Below are 17704 nucleotides of genomic sequence, written 5' to 3' on the forward strand. Positions count from 1 at the left end.
GTTCAGCCGCCCAATTGCGCCAGGAAGCGGCGCGGCGCGCCGTCGAAGCCGCCGTTGGACATGAACACCACGTGGTCGCCGGCGCGGCAGCGACGTCCCAGCGCCGCGAGCAGTGCTTCGACGTCGGCGACGGTCTCCCCCTCGCCGCGCAGCGCGGACACCACCTTGCCGCCGTCCCAGGCCAGCTCGGGCCGGTGCAGGAACACCACGGCGTCGGCGCCGTCGAGCGATGGCGCGATCTGGTCGGCGTGCGCCCCCAGGCGCATCGAATTGCTGCGCGGTTCCATCGCCACCACGATGCGCGCGCTGCCCACGCGCGCGCGCAGGCCTTCGAGCGTGGTGCGGATGGCGGTGGGATGGTGGGCGAAGTCATCGTAGACGGTGACGCCGCCGCGTTCGCCCAACACCTCCAGCCGGCGCTTGACCGACACGAAGTCGCGCAGCGCGGGGATGGCCTTGCCCAGGTCGGCGCCGACGGCGTGCGCGGCCGCTATCGCCGCCAGGCCGTTCATCACGTTGTGCCGGCCGACCAGCGACCACTCGACGGTGCCCACGACGACGCCACGGCGCAGCACGTCGAAGCGGGTGCCGTCGGCGGCGTGCAGGCGCGCGGTCCAGTCGAAGTCGCCGTCCAGGCCGAAGGTCTCCACCGGCGTCCAGCAGCCCATGGCCAGCACGTCGGCCAGCGCGGCTTCCTCGCCGTTGACGACCAGCCGGCCGCGGCGCGGCACGATGCGCACCAGGTGGTGGAACTGGCGCTGGATCGCGGCCAGGTCCGGGAAGATGTCGGCGTGGTCGAATTCGAGGTTGTTCAGCACCGCCACCACCGGCCGGTAGTGCACGAACTTGCTGCGCTTGTCGAAGAACGCCGTGTCGTATTCGTCGGCCTCGACCACGAACTCGCGGCCGCTGCCCAGGCGCGCGGAGACGCCGAAGTTCTCCGGCACGCCGCCGACCAGGAAACCCGGGTCGCGGCCGGCGGCTTCAAGCAGCCAGGCCAGGATGGAAGTCGTGGTGGTCTTGCCGTGGGTGCCGGCAACGGCCAGGGTTTCGCGGCCCGGCAGCACGCGTTCGCTCAGCCACTGCGCGCCCGAAATGTAGCGCTGGCCGGCGTCGAGCACGTGTTCGACCGACTCGTTGCCGCGCGACAGCGCATTGCCCACCACCACTTCGTCGGTGTCGGCGGCGATGTTGGCGGGGTCGTAACCCTTCGACAGGCGGATGCCCAGCTGTTCGAGCTGGGTGGACATGGGCGGGTAGACGTTCTGGTCGCTGCCGTCGACGGCGTGGCCGAGCTCGCGCGCCAGGGCCGCCACGCCACCCATGAAGGTGCCGCAGATGCCAAGGATGTGCAGTTTCACGGCATCACCGCGGCGACGCGATCAGCCGACTTCGGGCGTGGGCGCCAGGGTCTCCAGGATGCGCTGGAACACCTCGTCCACGCTGCCGACGCCGTTGACGCAGGCCAGCCGGCCGGTGGTGCGGTAGAAATCGACGACCGGCGCGGTGGCTTCGTTGTAGATCTTCAGCCGGTTGCGCACGGCTTCCGGGGTGTCGTCGGCGCGGCCTTCGACCTGCGCGCGGCCGGCGATGCGCTCGACCAGCAGCTCGGCGTCCACGTCCAGCTGCACGGCGATGTCCACCGGCTGCCCGAGCTTGCGCAGCAGCGCGTCCAGGGCGTTGGCCTGCACCAGGTTGCGCGGATAACCGTCGAGGATGAAACCGTTGCCGGTGTCGCCGGCGGTCAGGCGCTCTTCAAGCATGCCCAGCACGATTTCGTCCGAGACCAGCGCACCGGACTCCATCACCGCCTTGGCCTGCAGGCCCAGCGGGGTGCCCGCCTTGACCGCGGCGCGCAGCAGGTCGCCGGTGGAGACGTGCGGCACCTGCAGGTGTTCACGCAGACGCGAAGCCTGCGTGCCCTTGCCCGAGCCGGGCGCGCCGAGAAGTACCAGTCGCATCGTTTCAAACCCCTATAAACAAGGACGCACGACGCCGTCTTAACCCCTTTTCTCTTTAATGGGGCCGCCGACAGGCCGTGCGGACTTGGAAACGCTACTGGCCGGGCGGTCCCAAGTCAATGAAAACGCCCTGCCGCGCGGGCGGCCGCGGTGCCCGCGGCCGCCGCCAAGTCCTTGCCCTGCTTACAGATTCACCCGCAGGCCGAGCGCGTAGCTGCGGCCGTACTCCTCCCGCTGCAGGGTGCGCGAGGCGTTGCCCTGGTAGAGCTCCAGCGGCTCGTCGAGCAGGTTGGAGGCTTCGAAGTAGACGCTCCAGTTCCGGCTGACGTCGTAGCCAAGGCTCAGGTCGAGCTGGGTGTTCTGCGCCACGTAGATGTCGTAGTCCGGGCTGTCGCCGATCTCGTCGAGGTAGTCGCTGCGCTTGGCCAGGCTCAGGCGCGCACTCAGGCCCGCCCATTCGTAGCCCAGGTAGGCGCTGTAGATGTTTTCGGAGGCGCGCGGCAGGGTGAAGGTTTCGCCCGGCCGCTGCGGCAGGCTGAACTCGGTGTCGAGCCAGGTGGCGCCGACGCCGAACAGCAGGCCGCTCCAGGCCCCCGGCAGCTGGTCGAGCGACTGCTGCCAGTTCAGCTCGACGCCGAACACGGTGGCTTCGTCGCCATTGACCGGCCGGGTGACCTCGAAGCCGGGGAAGTCCGGGTCGGCATTGGTGGTGACTTCGGCGATGTAGCCGTCGATGTCCTTGTGGAACACGCCCACCGAGAACACGCCGGTGCTGCCCAGGTAGTGTTCGGCCGAGAAATCCAGGTTGGACGACTCGTAGGGATCGAGCTCGGGATTGCCGGCGTCGATTTCGCTGTCCTCGCGGTTGATCGTCTGGCGCGGCGACAGGTCGCCGAAGGACGGGCGGGCGATGGTGTTGGTCCAGGCGCCGCGGAAGACCCAGTCGTTGCTGCCGTCGTAGCGCAGGTGCAGGCCCGGCAGGAGGTTGCTGTAGCTGGCCGAGACCGCGCGCTCGGTCACCGGCAGCACCAGGTCGCCGTTGTCGTCGAGTTCCACCACGTTGCCGACCGCGTCGAAGTCGGTGCGCTCGAAGCGCGCGCCGGCGATCACCCGAAGGGCGTCGAAGTCGAAGGTGCCCATGGCGTAGGCGGCCAGGATGTCTTCGTCGGCGCGGTAGTCCTCGGCCAGGGACAGGATCAGGTTTTCGGCCACGTCCTGGGGACGCTCGCCGAACGCGCCGGCGTTGGCACGCAGGTAGTCCAGCATCTCGCGCGTGCTGATGCCGTCGCCCAGGTCGCCGAAGCGGTGTTCGGGCGAACCGGTGGTCCAGGCGCCCAGGCTCAGGTCGGGGGTGATGCGCAGCTCGGCTTCATCGACGTCGGCCGACCGGCTGCGCCAGCGACCCGAGACACCGGCCTTCCAGGTCACGGTGCCGGAGCCGAACTCGACGTTGAACTTGGCCTGGGTCTCTTCGTCATCGACGAACTTGGGGGCCAGCACCAGGCGGTCGAGCACGTAGTTGTCGTTGTCCAGCCAGGCGCCGTCGCCGCCCGGGTCGGTCAGCGCGAAGGTCGGCACCGGGCTGGACATGTCCACGATCGCCGACAGGTCGCCGACGCCGTCGTATTCAAAGCGCGACTCCACTTCGTCGGGCACGCGCTCGCGGGTGTCGGTGTAGCCGACCTGGTAATCGATCCTGGCCGCATCGAAGCGGTTCTCGCCGCCGGCGCTGATCGCCAGCGTGCTCTGGTCCTTGGTGCGGAAGCGCAGGCGACGGCGCAGCGCGTCGGGCGGGATGTCGGTGAATTCGCGGGTCTCCCCGCTGGCGCCGGTCAGTTCGCCGTCGTCGAACACATAGATGCTGCGCTGGCGGGTTTCGGCGTCGGTGAAGTCGCTGTAGAGCGTGCGCAGGTAGTAGCGGCCGCCACCCTCGGGGCGCCAGTCGAGATTGAGGTTCAGGCCGGTGCGTTCGCGGTTGACGAAGTACTTGCGGTACTGCAGCTCGACCGGGATCAGCAGGTCGTCGCCGAGATTGTCGTTGAAGTCGTATTCGACCTCGACGTTGTCCGATTCGAAGTCGCGCTCGGAGCGATTGACGCCGAAGGCCACGCCGAACTCGCCGTTGCCGGACACGTCGCTGTAATTGAAGGCCAGCTTGGAGTTGACGTCGCCGCTGAGCTGCGGGTAGCTCGCCTCGACGCGTCCGCGCAGGCTGCGGCCGTCGCGGTCGAAGGCCGAGGCCGATTCGATCTCGATGCTGCCGCCGATGGCGTCGCCGCTCATGTCGGGCGTCGGGGCCTTGACCACGGTCAGGCGCTCGGTGGAGTCGGAGGGAATCACGTCCAGCGTGGCCTGGCGGCTCGAATCCTCGGGCGTGCCGATCGGCATCCCGTTCACCGACACGCTGTTGAGCGAGGCGTCCAGGCCGCGCACCACCACGAAGCGGCCTTCGCCTTGGTCGCGGGTGATGCTGATGCCGGGCAGGCGCTGCAGCGACTCGGCGACGTTCTTGTCCGGGTAGACACCCAGCGAGTCGGACGAGACCACGCCGATGATCGCGTCCGCGTCGCGCTGCAGGTCCAGCGCACGCAGCTGCGATTCGAGCTGGGAACGAACCTCCACCGTGGCCAGGGTCGCGGTGTCTGCAGCTTTTTCCTCTCCCGGCTGGGCCGGGGCAGCCGTCTGCGCCATGGCCAGCGAGGGCAGCAGGGCCAGGCCCATGGCGCTGGCGAGCAGGGTGAACCGGGGGCGGGGGCCGTTGCGGCGGGGCATGGGCATGCGGAGTCGTCCTGTGGGCGAAAGGCGACAAACTGCGGCAGCCGGGTTTCATTGCCATGACGCCCCCGCGACGCCCGGATGACAGCCGCCCCTGGGCTACAATCGCGGCATGAACAAAGGCAAGCTGCTCTACGCACAATCCGGCGGCGTCACCGCCGTCATCAACGCCACCGCCGGCGCGGTCATCGAGGCCGCCCGGGCCAGGAAGATCAAGGTCCTCGCCGCCCGCAACGGCATCCTCGGCGCGCTGCGCGAAGACCTGGTGGACACCTCGAAGGAAACGGCCGCGAGCATCCGGGCGCTGGCCCATACCCCGGGCGGCGCTTTCGGCAGCTGTCGCTACAAGCTCAAGTCGCTCGAACAAGACGCAGCCAAGTACGAACGCCTGCTGGCCGTCATCAAGGCCCACGACGTGCGCTGGTTCCTCTACAACGGCGGCAACGATTCGGCCGACACCGCGCTCAAGCTCTCGAAGCTGGCCGAATCCTCGGGCTATCCGCTCACCTGCATCGGCGTGCCCAAGACCGTCGACAACGACCTGGTGGTGACCGACTGCTGCCCGGGGTTCGGTTCCGCCGCCAAGTACACCGCGGTGTCCGTGGCCGAAGCCGCGCTGGACGTCGCCGCCATGGCCGACACCTCCACCAAGGTCTTCGTTTACGAGGTGATGGGCCGGCACGCCGGCTGGCTGGCCGCCGCCGCCGGCCTGGCCGGCCAGGGCAAGGACGAGGCGCCGCACATCATCCTGTTCCCGGAAGTGGCTTACGACGAGGCGAAGTTCCTGGCCCGCGTGCAGGCCGTGGTCAAGCGCGTGGGCTACTGCGTGGTGGTGGTGTCCGAAGGCCTGCGCCACGCCGACGGCGGTTTCGTCGCCGACGCCGGCGCCGGCAAGGACGCCTTCGGCCACAGCCAGCTCGGTGGCGTCGGTCCCCTGCTGGCCGCCACGGTCAAGGACAAGCTGGGCCTGAAGGTGCACTGGACCGTGCCCGACTACCTGCAGCGTTCGGCCCGGCACCTGGCCTCGAAAACCGACCTGGCCCATGCCCAGGCGGTCGGGAAGAAAGCCGTGGAATACGCCCTGAAGGGCATGAACGGGGTGATGCCGGTGATCGTGCGCACGTCGGACAAGCCCTACCGATGGAAGATCGAGCCGGCGCCCCTTGCCGACATCGCCAACCACGAAAAAACCATGCCCAAGGCCTTCATCGACGCCTCGGGCTATGGCATCACCGCCGCCTGCCGGCGCTACCTCACGCCGCTGGTGAAGGGCGAGGCGCCGCCGCCCTATGGTCCGGACGGGCTGCCGAAATACGTTCGCCTCAAGTTGCACGCCGTGGCCAAGACGCTGCCGGCGTTCGACTGAGTCATCCCACAGGAGAACCCCATGAAAATCCGCAACCTGGCCACCCTCACTGCGCTTGCGCTGGGCCTGTCGTCCGGCGGCAGCGTGCTGGCCCAAGCCCAGGAAGGCAGCCTTTACCGGGTGACCACCCAGGTCGAGATGGTCGGCCTGCCGTTCAAGATGCCGGACCAGACCACCGAGGTCTGCGGCCCCAAGGACCACACCAGCGAAAAGATGGTGCCGCACGACGACAACTGCTCGATCACCGATTTCGAGGTCGAGGGCAAGACGGCGCGCTACACGCTCGTGTGCACCGGCGAGGCCGACCTCACCGCGAAGGGCGAGTTCGAGCAGCTCGACTCCGGCGGCTATCGCGGCAAGATGAACATGGTCGGCACCAGCCAGGGCCAGTCCATGGAAATGAACATGCGCTTCCAGGGCGAACGCATCGGCGCCTGCGAATACACGCCGCCGGCCGCGCCCGGCGACGCCGGCTAGCCCCTCTCCCGGGCCCGCCGGCCCGCCCGGCGGGCCTTGTGGCTTCACCCCCTGCCTTCGGCCATACTCGGACGGGGCGGCCAGTCGGCCGCTTACGTTTGTTCGCTGTTTGACTCTGGGGAGGGTTGGCATGTTTGAGCAGTACGGACTACACCTCGCGATCGCCTGTGCGGCGATTGCCATTCTCTACGGCATCTTCGTGGCGCGATGGATCGTCGCCCAGCCGGCCGGCAACGAAAAAATGCAGTCGATCGCCGCGGCCATCCAGGAAGGCGCCGGCGCCTACCTGAGCCGCCAGTACCGCACCATCGCCATCGTCGGCGTGGTGTTGTTCCTGGTGATCGGCTTCGTGCCGGTGCTCGGCTGGTCCACGGCGATCGGTTTCGCCATCGGCGCCATCCTGTCCGGCGCGGCCGGCTTCATCGGCATGTTCGTGTCGGTCCGCGCCAACGTCCGCACGGCGCAGGCGGCCACGGTCAGCCTCAACACCGCGCTCAACGTCAGCTTCAAGGGTGGCGCCATCACCGGCATGCTGGTGGTCGGCCTGGGCCTGCTGGGCGTGGCGGGCTACTTCTGGTACCTGCTCGGTGGCACCGGCGCGCAGGACGCCACCACCGTGAACGCGGCGATGCAGCCGATGATCGGCCTGGCGTTCGGGTCCTCGCTGATCTCGATCTTCGCGCGACTGGGCGGCGGCATCTTCACCAAGGGCGCCGACGTCGGCGCCGACCTGGTGGGCAAGGTCGAAGCCGGCATCCCCGAGGATGACCCGCGCAACCCGGCCGTGATCGCCGACAACGTCGGCGACAACGTCGGCGACTGCGCCGGCATGGCCGCCGACCTGTTCGAGACCTACGCGGTCACCGTGATCGCGGCGATGCTGATCGCCGGCATCTTCTTCACCACCTACGGCTGGGCCGGCGTGCTGTACCCGATGGTGCTGGGCGCGGCTTCGATCGTCGCCTCGATCATCGGCACCTTCTTCGTGAAGGTGAAAGACGGCGGCAAGATCATGAACGCGCTTTACCGCGGCCTGGCGGTCTCGGGCGTGCTCGCGGCGATCGCTTTCTACTTCATCACCGACAGCATGTTCGTCCCCGCCATCGGCATGCCGCTGTTCTATTGCGCCCTGGTCGGCCTGGGCCTGACCGCGGCGATGGTGGTGATCACCGAGTACTACACCGCCACCGAATACGCGCCGGTGCAGGACGTTGCCAAGGCCTCGGAAACCGGCCACGGCACCAACGTGATCGCCGGCCTGGCGGTCTCGATGAAGTCCACCGCCGCGCCGGTGCTGGCCGTGGTGGCCGCCATCTGGGGCTGCTACACGCTCGGCGGCCTGTTCGGCATCGCCATCGCGGCGACGGCCATGCTTTCGATGGCCGGCATGGTGGTGGCCCTGGACGCCTACGGTCCGATCACCGACAACGCAGGCGGCATCGCCGAGATGTCGGGCATGGACAAGGAAATCCGCAAGACCACGGACGCCCTGGACGCGGTGGGCAACACCACCAAGGCCGTGACCAAGGGTTATGCCATTGGTTCGGCCGGCCTGGCCGCGCTGGTGCTGTTCGCCGACTACGCCCACAAGCTGCAGGAAAGCGGGCAACAGGTGAACTTCTCGATCGACAATCCCTACGTGGTGATGGGCCTGCTGATCGGCGGCATGATCCCCTACCTCTTCGGCGCCCTGGCCATGCAGGCCGTGGGCCGCGCGGCCAGCGCCGTGGTCGAGGAAGTGCGGCGCCAGTTCCGCGAGATCCCCGGCATCATGGAAGGCACCGGCAAGCCGCAGTACGACAAGGCGGTGGACCTGCTGACCAAGTCGGCGATCCGGGAAATGATCATCCCGTCGATGCTGCCCCTGGTCATCCCGATCCTGGTCGGCCTGATCCTGGGTCCGGCCGCGCTCGGCGGCCTGCTGATCGGCACCATCGTCACCGGCCTGTTCCTCGCCATCTCGATGTGCACCGGCGGCGGCGCCTGGGACAACGCCAAGAAGTACATCGAAGAAGGCCACCACGGCGGCAAGGGCAGCGAAGCCCACAAGGCCGCGGTCACCGGCGACACCGTCGGCGACCCCTACAAGGACACCGCCGGCCCGGCCATCAACCCGCTGATCAAGATCATCAACATCGTGGCGCTGCTGCTGATCCCGATGTTGTAAGGGCGGCGGCGGCAAACGGAAAACCCCGGCTTCGGCCGGGGTTTTTCTTTTGAATCATGGGAAGCCTGGGCGAATAGCTCAAATCTGCGGGACTTCCTGCAAAAGCAGGATCAGCGCGTCGCGGGTGCGCCGGCGCAGTTCGACGAAGCGGGCGTTGGTGGCTTCGTCCATCAGTTCGTCGTTGGCCAGGTGTTCGAGCTCCTGGCAGACGGCCACCAGGTCGCTGGCACCCATGGCCAGGGCCGCCGAGCGCAGGTAGTGGGCCGCCTTGCCCAGGCCGTCGGCGTCGCCGGCCACCTGGGCGTGTTCCATCTTGCGCACCAGGTCCGGGGCCTCGTGCACGAACATGCGCACGAATTCGCTGAACGCGCCCGGCCGGTCGCGGTCGAGCATGCGCAGCAGTTCCAGCGCCTTGGGGTCGAGCAGGGACTGATGGGCCATCGAACGGGCTCCGGCGGGGGCGACCGCCCTATTCTGGCGGCTGGGCGCGCCGCTGCCTAGTCCGGCCGGCGTGGCGCGCCGCAGGGCGCCGGGTGCGGGCTCCAGCCCTTTCCCGTATCCTTGCGCCCCCCACGCATGCCCTTTCCGGGGCGGATTCAGGAGTGTTCCCCCATGGCCCTAGACCTGGTGCCCACCGGCCGCGACGTGCCGAATGAAATCAACGTCGTCATCGAAATCCCCAAGGACGCCGAGCCGGTCAAGTATGAGGTCGACAAGGAAACCGGCGCCATTTTCGTGGACCGCATCCTGTCCACGCCGATGCGCTACCCCTGCAACTACGGCTACGTGCCGCACACCCTGTGCGGCGACGGCGACCCGGTGGACGTGATGGTCATCCTGCCGCTGACCCTGATCCCGGGCTCGGTCATCCGCTGCCGCCCGGTCGGCATGCTCAAGATGAAGGACGAGGCCGGCGAAGACACCAAGCTGGTGGCGGTGCCGGTGGACAAGGTCTTTTCGGGTTACACCCACATCCAGGACATCGGCCAGGTCAGCCAGCACTGGCTCGACCGCATCGGCCACTTCTTCGAGCACTACAAGGACCTGGAAAAGGGCAAGTGGGTCAAGCTCGACGGCTGGGAAGGCGCCGAGGCCGCGCGCCAGGAAGTGCTGGACTCCGTGCAGCGTTTCGAAGCCAGCCCGGTCAAGCTCAACTACTGAAGCCGGCGCCGGCAGGTGAAACGGGCGTCCAGGGTCAGGCGCCCCTGCGCCGGATCATCGGAAAGCCGGACCGAAGCCGGAATGTCCGGCGCGTGCCAGCTGGCCCCGTCGAAGACCACCAGCCGGTTGTAGCGCGCTTCCACCCGGGGCGGTGGCTCGTCACCCGGGAACAATGAGGGCGGGAACACCATCCCGCCCAGCGCCGGGTCCTCGAACAGGCACAGGCTGATGACGGCCGTACCCTGCCCCGGACCGCTGTACGACGCCCGCGCCGGCGCGACCGGCGGTGCTGTGGCCAGCGACAGCCAGCCCTGCCCTTCGACCACGCGCCGGAAGCCCAGCGGTTCGCGGAAGGTTTCGGAAAAGAACACGTGAATGGCGGTCAGTACCGGCCCGGGCAGCGGCAGCCGGCGCACCGGGTAACCCGCCAGCGGGTCACCTGCGAACTGCGACGCATGTTTGGCCGCCAGCGCGCGCCAGCGCTCCGGTTCGGCGATGGCGTCGTCCACCACCAGGCACAGGCCGCCGCCCGGCAGCGTCATCGTCTGGACATGCCTATTGGGTTTGAACACGTCGGGTTCCCTAGTCCCGGCGATACACCTGCGCGCCCTGGGCCCGGAATTCGGCAGCCTTTTCGGCCATGCCTTCCTCCAGCGCCCGGGCTTCGTCGGCCACGCCCTTGCCCGCAGCATACTCGCGCACGTCCTGGGTGATCTTCATCGAACAAAAGTGCGGGCCACACATCGAACAGAAGTGGGCGACCTTGTGGGCGTCCTTGGGCAGGGTTTCGTCGTGGTATTCCCGCGCCCGCTCGGGGTCCAGGCCCAGGTTGAACTGGTCTTCCCAGCGGAATTCGAAGCGGGCCTTGGACAGGGCGTTGTCCCGGGCCTGGGCGGCCGGATGGCCCTTGGCCAGATCGGCGGCGTGGGCGGCGATGCGGTAGGCCATCAGGCCCTCGCGCACGTCGGCCTTGTTGGGCAGGCCCAGGTGTTCCTTGGGCGTGACGTAACAAAGCATGGCGGTGCCGAACCAGCCGATCATCGCGGCGCCGATGGCGCTGGTGATGTGGTCGTAACCCGGGGCGATGTCGGTGGTCAGCGGGCCCAGGGTGTAGAACGGCGCCTCGCCGCACTCGCGCAGCTGCTTGTCCATGTTTTCCTTGATCAGCTGCATCGGCACGTGGCCGGGGCCTTCGATCATGGTCTGCACGTCGTGTTTCCAGGCGATCTTGGTCAGTTCGCCCAGGGTTTCGAGCTCGCCGAACTGAGCGGCGTCGTTGGCGTCGGCGATGCAGCCCGGGCGCAGGCCGTCGCCCAGCGAGAAGCTGACGTCGTAGGCCTTCATGATTTCGCAGATTTCCTCGAAGTGCGTGTAGAGGAAATTTTCCTTGTGGTGGGCCAGGCACCACTTGGCCAGGATGGAGCCGCCGCGGCTGACGATGCCGGTGACGCGCTTGGCGGTGAGCGGCACGTAGCGCAGCAGCACGCCGGCGTGGATGGTGAAGTAGTCCACGCCCTGCTCGGCCTGTTCGATCAGCGTGTCGCGGAAGATGTCCCAGGTCAGGTCCTCGGCCTTGCCGTCGACCTTTTCCAGCGCCTGGTAGATCGGCACGGTGCCGATGGGCACCGGCGAATTGCGGATGATCCACTCGCGGGTTTCGTGGATGTGCTTGCCGGTGGACAGGTCCATCACCGTGTCGGCGCCCCAGCGGATGGCGTAGACCAGCTTCTCCACTTCCTCGGCGATGCCCGACGAAACGGCGCTGTTGCCGATGTTGGCGTTCACCTTGGTCAGGAAGTTGCGGCCGATGATCATCGGCTCGATTTCCGGGTGGTTGATGTTGGCCGGGATGATGGCGCGGCCGCGGGCGACTTCGTCGCGCACGAATTCCGGGGTGATCAGGCCGGGCAGGCTGGCGCCGAAGGATTCGCCCGGGTGGCGCTGCAGCAGGTGGGCTTCGGTGATGGCCTCGATGCGCTGGTTTTCGCGGATGGCGATGTATTCCATCTCCGGCGTGACGATGCCGCGGCGGGCGTAGTGCATCTGGCTGACGTTGCGGCCCGCCAGGGCACGGCGCGGCGGGCGCAGGGCCGGGAAACGCACGGCGTCGAGCTTGGCGTCGTCGGCGCGGGAACGGCCGAATTCGCTGCTCAGGCCTTCCAGCGGCGCACAGTCGCCGCGGTCGGCGATCCACTGCGCGCGCAGGGCCGACAGGCCCGCGGCCAGGTCGATGGTCGCGTCCGGGTCGGTGTAGGGACCCGAGGTGTCGTAGGTGCAGAACGGGGCGTTCGGCTCCTGGATGCCATACATCCGCGGCGTCGGCGACAGCGCGATCTCGCGCATCGGCACCTGCAGGTCGGGGCGCGAGCCTTCGACATGGATCTTGCGCGAGCCGGGAATCGGCCGGGTCACTTCTTCGGAAAGCTGCTGGGCCTGGCGCAGCAGTTCGGTGGGCAGGGCATTCATGCGTTCGTCCTTTGGTCGCGCTCCGCGGCAAGGAGGCCGGGGGCTGGAACGAAGCGGCGGCGCCGGGCGCGGGCACGGGGCCGGCACCACGAAGCTTCCCTACGCCGGTATCAACCGGATCAGGTTCGAAGGGTATGTCTCAGCCCGCATCCCGCCGGGCACCCCCGCTTCCGGGGGCCATTGAACCACTTTCGCGGGCTTCGTGGGAGGGGCGTTAATCCGCTTTGATCCGCGTACAAAAACGCAACTACACCCGGGCGGGATTCGGGACGCGGAACCAGGCCGCATACAGCGCCGGCAGGAACAGCAGGGTAAGGGCGGTCGCGACGATCAGGCCGCCCATGATGGCCACGGCCATCGGCCCGAAGAAGACGCTGCGCGAAAGCGGGATCATCGCCAGCACCGCCGCCAGGGCGGTCAGCACGATCGGGCGGAAGCGGCGCACGGTGGCGTCCACGACGGCGCGGGCCGGCGGGCTGCCGGCGGCGATGTCCTGTTCGATCTGGTCCACCAGGATGATCGAGTTGCGCATGATCATGCCGCTGAGCGCGATCGTGCCCAGCATCGCCACGAAGCCGAAGGGCACGCGGAACACCAGCAGGAACAGCACCACGCCGATCAGCCCCAGCGGCGCCGTCAGCACCACCATCAGCGTGCGCGGGAAGCTGCGCAGCTGGATCATCAGCAGGGTCACCACGACGCCGATGAACAACGGCACGCCGGCCGCGACCGAACGCGAACCGCGGCCGGAGTCCTCGACCGTGCCGCCGGTTTCGAGCAGGTAGCCCGGCGGCAGCGCGGCGCGGATGTCATCGAGCCGCGGCAGGATTTCGGCGGTGATCGACGGCGGCGTCACCTCGCCGTACACGTCGGCGCGCACGGTCACCGTCGGCAGGCGGTTGCGATGCCAGATGATGCCGTCCTCGAAGCCGTGTTCGAGCGTGGCGATCTGCGACAGCGGCACCGGCTGGCCGCCGTGCGACGGCACCGACAGGCTGCCCAGCAGCGACAGGCGTTCGCGTTCTTCGGCCGGGCCGCGCAGCAGGATCTCGATCTGTTCATTGCCTTCGCGGTAGGTGCTGACCGTGGTGCCCGACAGCGAGCCGCGCAGGAAGGCCGCCACCTGCGCCGAACTCACGCCCAGCACCCGCGCCCGCTCCTGGTCGATGACCAGGCGCACGACCTTGCTGGGCTCGTCCCAGTCCAGGTTGACGTTGGTGACGTGGGGGTTGGCCCGCACGCGGGTCGCGACCTCGCGCGCCAGTTCGCGCACCACGTCCACGTGTTCGCCGGAGACGCGGAACTGGATCGGGAAGCCCACCGGCGGCCCGTTCTCCAGCCGCGACACGCGCGCCTGCACGTCGGTGAAGTCCCGCTCGAACAGGCCGATAAGCCAGGCCCGGACGTCCTCGCGCGCCCCGATGTCGGGCACCAGGATGACGAACTGGGCGAAGTTGGCCTGCGGCAGCTTCTGGTCCAGCGGCAGGTAGAAACGCGGCGTGCCGCTGCCGACGTAGGCGACGTAGCTTTCGATGTCCTCGCGCGTGGCCAGGGCCTTTTCCAGCCGCCGGGCCACCGCTTCGGTGTGGCGCAGGGAGCTGCCCTCGGCCAGCTCCAGGTCCACCATCAGCTCCAGCCGCGTTGAATCCGGGAAAAACTGCTGCGGCACGAACCGGAACATCGCCAGCGACACCACGAAGGCCGCCACCGTCACCGTGATCACCAGCCAGCGGTGGTGCACGCACCAGATGACCCAGCTGCGGAAGCGCCGGTAGAAGCGCGTGTCGTAGGGGTCGTGGCCATGGCTGGCGTCGCCGGCCGCGACCGGCTTGGGCGTCGGCAGCAGCTTGTCGCCCAGGTAGGGGATGAACACCACCGCCGCGATCCACGACAGCAGCAGCGCGATCGTCACCACCTGGAAGATCGAGCGCGTGTATTCGCCGGTGCTCGAGGCCGCCGTGGCGATGGGCAGGAAACCCGCCGCCGTCACCAGGGTGCCGGTGAGCATCGGGAAGGCCGTTGATTTCCACATGAAGGCCGCCGCGCGCACGCGGTCGTAACCTTGTTCCATCTTCACCGCCATCATCTCGACCGCGATGATGGCGTCGTCAACCAGCAGGCCCAGCGCCAGCACCAGGGCGCCGAGCGAAATCTTGTGCAGGCCGATGTCGAAATAATTCATCGCCGCGAAGGTCATCGCCAGCACCAGCGGGATCGACAGCGCCACCACCAGGCCGGTGCGGAAGCCCAGCGAGAAGAAGCTCACCAGAAGCACGATCACAACGGCTTCGGTCAGCACGCGCACGAACTCGGACACGCCGCTGCGCACCGCCGCCGGCTGGTCGGACACCTTGCGCAGGGTCATGCCCACCGGCAGGGTTTCCTGCAGGCGCGCGAATTCGGCGTCCAGCACATCGCCCAGCTTCAGGATGTCGCCGCCGCTGCGCATGGACACGGCGATGCCGATGGCGTTTTCGCCCATGAAGCGCATGCGCGGCGCCGCCGGGTCGGCGAAACCGCGGCGCACCTCGGCCACGTCGCCCAGGCGGAAACTGCGGTCGCCGATGCGGATCGGGAAGTCGCGGATCTCGTGCACGCTGTCGAAGCGGCCCGATACCCGCAGTTGCACGCGGTCGGTGGGCGTTTCAAAGAAGCTCGCCGGCGCGACGGCGTTCTGTTCGTCGATGGCGCGCTGCACCTGGTCCAGCGGCAGGCCCAGGGTGGCGAGCTTGGTGTTGGACAGCTCGATCCAGATCTTTTCGTCCTGCAGGCCGACCAGCTCGATCTTGCCCACGTCCGGCAGCCGGTGCAGCACCAGCTCGATGCGCTCGGCGTAGTCCTTCATGGTGGCGTAGTCGAAGCCGTCGCCCGACAGCGCGTAGATGTTGCCGAAGGTGTCGCCGAACTCGTCGTTGAAATACGGGCCGATCACGCCCTGTGGCAGCGTGTGGCGCACGTCGCCCACCTTCTTGCGCACGTCGTACCACAGCGCCGGCAGCTCGCTCGAGCGCAGCGAATCCTTGGACATCAGCATCACCAGCGACTCACCGGCGCGCGAATACGAGCGCACGAATTCGTAGCGACCGGTCTCCATCACTTCCTTTTCGATCTTGTCGGTAACCTGCTGGGCCACCTCATCCGCGGTGGCGCCCGGCCAGAAGGTGCGCACCACCATGATCTTGAAGGTGAAGGGCGGGTCTTCGGACTGGCCCAGGCCCTGGTAGCTGGCCACGCCCAGGAAGGCCAGCACCAGCATCGAATACAGCACTAGGGCCCGGTTGTTCAGGGCCCACTGGGAAAGATTGAAGCGGCTGTCCATGCCCCGGCCTCAGCGCGCGTCGGCGTCGGGGGCCGGGGGCGCCACGTCCACGGGCCGGTTCTGGTCGTCGATCGGCGTGATGCGCTGGCCGTCCAGCAGCAGGTGCACGCCGGCGGCCACCACCCAGTCACCGGCCGCCAGGCCCTCGAGCACCGGCACGCGGTCCTCGCCGTAGGCGCCCAGCACCACCGGTCGCAGGTGCACGCTCGAATCGGCCGGGTCGACCACCCACAGGGCCGCGCCGCCGTCCTTTTCGTGCACCGCAGACAGCGGCACCGTCACCACCGGCTGGTCGCCGCCGTTGGCGTACACGCGGGCGCTCTGGCCCAGGTCCACCGGCGTGTCGCCGGGGTCGAAGCTGACCCGCGCCGCGAAGGTGCGCGCCTGCGGGTCGGCCGAGGGCGAGATTTCGCGCAGCGAACCGGGGAAACGTTCGCCGGGGCGCGACCACAGCTCCACCGCCAACGGCCGGCCGACGCTGAAATCGCGAGCGTCGCGTTCGGGCACGCTGATGGCGACTTCGCGTTCGCCATCCTCGGCCAGCACGAACACGGTCTGCCCGGCCGCCACCACCTGGCCAGCCTCGGCCAGGCGCTGGGCGATGACGCCCGACGCCGGCGCCCGCAGCACGGCGTAGCCGGCCTGGTTCACCGACACGTCCGCCTGGGCGCGGGCCTGGCGAACCCGCGCCTGCGCCGCTTCGTGCTGGGAGACGCGGGCGTCGTATAGCGAACGGCTGACCAGCTGCTGGTCCACGAGGTCGCGGTAGCGTTCAAGTTCCGAGGTGGCCAGGGCGAGGTCGGCTTCCGCCGACGACAGCAGCGCCTGCGCCGCGTCGCGCTGCAGGCCGACGTCGGAGGCGTCGAGCTCGGCCAGCGGCTGGCTCTTCTTCACCCGCGCGCCGACATCGACGAAACGCTTGCTGATCTTGCCGCCGATGCGGAAAGCCAGCGCCGGTTCGTGGCGCGCCCGCACTTCGCCGGCGTACGCCGTGGGCGCGGCGCCCTGGCTCGTGGCCTGCACCACCCAGGCCGGGCGGGCGGATTCCGGGGGCGCGGAATCGTCGCCGCAGCCGCCAAGCAGGACCAGCAGGCCGGCGGTCAAACCGAGGCGCAGGCCGGCCTTCCGGGGGAGACGTCGCAGGGTCGCAGCAGTCATGGCGGCTTCAGCAGATTGATTGAACTGGGGGCATAGTAGCTTTACCATACTCGCCAGTTCAATAATCCCCGGACGCCCCCCGAATGGTCGCTGCCCCCCGCCCCGCCTCGCCCGGCCGTCCCAAGGACCCGGGCAAGCGCGCCGCCATCCTCGAAGCCGCCAAGGGCCTGTTCCTGGCGCGCGGCTACGAGGGCACGGCCATGGACGCGGTCGCCCAGGTCGCCGGCGTGTCCAAGCTGACCGTCTACAGCCACTTCCAGGACAAGGAAAGCCTGTTCGTCGAGGCCGTGAAGGCCAGCTGCGAAGACCTGCTGCCGGCCGACCTGTTCGTGGCCCGCTTCGAAGGGCCGATGCGGGCCCAGCTGCTGCGCATCGCGCGGGCGCTGTTCCGGCTGATCACCTCGGACGAGGCGATCGCCGTGCACCGGATCATGTCCCAGCAACTGCCGGACAACTCGCCGCTGCCGCACCTGTTCTGGGAAGCCGGCCCCGAGCGCATCCAGGAAGCCTTCGCCGATTTCCTGCGCGCCGAGGTCGAAGCCGGCGAACTGCAGGTCCCCGACTGCACCCGGGCCGCATCGCAGTTTTTCGCCCTGCTCAAGGGCGAACACCACGCCCGCCTGGTCTGCAGTTGCCCCGCGCCGCTGGCCGGTCCGCAGCTTGAAAGCCACCTGGAAGCCACGGTGGACATGTTCCTGCGCGCCTACGGCCCCGGCCGCCGCTGAAGCGTGAACGGCGCCCCGGCCAGCGTGAAGTCCCGGTGACCAATGGCACTACAGGGGGCCACGCCGCGGCCAGCATCCTTGCTGCCATGGGGCTGCGTTCCCGCTGCCGGTGCGCCATCCGGTATTCAC

13 protein-coding genes and 1 riboswitch are annotated in these 17704 nt (G+C 68.5%); of the genes, 5 read left to right on the forward strand and 8 right to left on the reverse strand.

Annotated elements, in window-relative coordinates:
* Nucleotides 1-2: 2 nt before the first annotated feature.
* The 3 genes from mpl to IEX13_RS13380 form a co-directional block, all read right to left on the reverse strand.
* Entirely contained in the window at nt 3-1361 is a 1359-nt protein-coding gene (gene mpl / locus IEX13_RS13370; RefSeq protein ID WP_268235912.1) for a UDP-N-acetylmuramate:L-alanyl-gamma-D-glutamyl-meso-diaminopimelate ligase, read from the reverse strand.
* A gap of 21 nt (nt 1362-1382) precedes the next feature.
* The gene (locus IEX13_RS13375) at nt 1383-1961 is read right to left on the reverse strand and encodes an adenylate kinase (RefSeq protein ID WP_188665464.1); all 579 of its coding nucleotides are present in this window, start codon (nt 1959-1961) and stop codon (nt 1383-1385) included.
* A gap of 183 nt (nt 1962-2144) precedes the next feature.
* Nucleotides 2145-4733, reverse strand: a complete 2589-nt coding sequence (locus IEX13_RS13380; RefSeq protein WP_188665784.1) for a TonB-dependent receptor — start codon at nt 4731-4733, stop codon at nt 2145-2147.
* Nucleotides 4734-4848: 115 nt separating this feature from the next.
* Here IEX13_RS13380 and IEX13_RS13385 point away from each other — a divergent pair, with 115 nt between their 5' ends.
* The 3 genes from IEX13_RS13385 (at nt 4849) to IEX13_RS13395 (ending at nt 8746) form a co-directional block, all read left to right on the forward strand.
* Nucleotides 4849-6102, forward strand: coding sequence for a 6-phosphofructokinase (locus IEX13_RS13385; protein ID WP_188665467.1), 1254 nt, complete (start codon nt 4849-4851; stop codon nt 6100-6102).
* A gap of 21 nt (nt 6103-6123) precedes the next feature.
* On the forward strand, nt 6124-6579 hold the full coding sequence (locus tag IEX13_RS13390) for a DUF3617 domain-containing protein (RefSeq protein ID WP_188665470.1): 456 nt from the start codon (nt 6124-6126) through the stop codon (nt 6577-6579).
* A gap of 130 nt (nt 6580-6709) precedes the next feature.
* The gene (locus tag IEX13_RS13395; RefSeq protein WP_188665472.1) at nt 6710-8746 is read left to right on the forward strand and encodes a sodium-translocating pyrophosphatase; all 2037 of its coding nucleotides are present in this window, start codon (nt 6710-6712) and stop codon (nt 8744-8746) included.
* 78 nt (nt 8747-8824) lie between these two features.
* Here the strand turns inward: IEX13_RS13395 and IEX13_RS13400 are convergent, their stop codons facing one another.
* Nucleotides 8825-9187: an Hpt domain-containing protein gene (locus IEX13_RS13400; protein WP_188665475.1), complete on the reverse strand. Its 363-nt coding sequence runs from the start codon at nt 9185-9187 to the stop codon at nt 8825-8827.
* Between the two features lie 171 nt (nt 9188-9358).
* On the opposite strand from IEX13_RS13400, the gene ppa reads away from it, so the two are divergent.
* On the forward strand, nt 9359-9907 hold the full coding sequence (gene ppa, locus IEX13_RS13405; RefSeq protein ID WP_188665478.1) for an inorganic diphosphatase: 549 nt from the start codon (nt 9359-9361) through the stop codon (nt 9905-9907).
* Here ppa and IEX13_RS13410 read toward each other — a convergent pair.
* From IEX13_RS13410 to IEX13_RS13425, 4 genes are all read right to left on the reverse strand, one after another.
* Nucleotides 9901-10479, reverse strand: a complete 579-nt coding sequence (locus tag IEX13_RS13410; RefSeq protein ID WP_188665481.1) for a DUF6445 family protein — start codon at nt 10477-10479, stop codon at nt 9901-9903. The genes ppa and IEX13_RS13410 overlap by 7 nt on opposite strands.
* Before the next feature lie 10 nt (nt 10480-10489).
* The gene (gene thiC / locus IEX13_RS13415) at nt 10490-12373 is read right to left on the reverse strand and encodes a phosphomethylpyrimidine synthase ThiC (RefSeq protein WP_188665484.1); all 1884 of its coding nucleotides are present in this window, start codon (nt 12371-12373) and stop codon (nt 10490-10492) included.
* 78 nt (nt 12374-12451) lie between these two features.
* A riboswitch (TPP riboswitch) is annotated at nt 12452-12549 on the reverse strand.
* 71 nt (nt 12550-12620) lie between these two features.
* Entirely contained in the window at nt 12621-15692 is a 3072-nt protein-coding gene (locus IEX13_RS13420) for an efflux RND transporter permease subunit (RefSeq protein WP_188665487.1), read from the reverse strand.
* A 9-nt stretch (nt 15693-15701) separates the two neighbouring features.
* The gene (locus IEX13_RS13425; protein ID WP_188665490.1) at nt 15702-16850 is read right to left on the reverse strand and encodes an efflux RND transporter periplasmic adaptor subunit; all 1149 of its coding nucleotides are present in this window, start codon (nt 16848-16850) and stop codon (nt 15702-15704) included.
* An 83-nt stretch (nt 16851-16933) separates the two neighbouring features.
* Between IEX13_RS13425 and IEX13_RS13430 the strand changes: the two genes are divergently transcribed.
* Complete coding sequence (locus IEX13_RS13430; protein WP_188665492.1) at nt 16934-17575, forward strand: TetR/AcrR family transcriptional regulator; 642 nt, start codon at nt 16934-16936, stop codon at nt 17573-17575.
* The last annotated feature ends 129 nt before the right edge of the window (nt 17576-17704 follow it).

Origin of the sequence: Arenimonas soli (genome assembly GCF_014643775.1) — a bacterium.
GTDB lineage: Bacteria > Pseudomonadota > Gammaproteobacteria > Xanthomonadales > Xanthomonadaceae > Arenimonas > Arenimonas soli.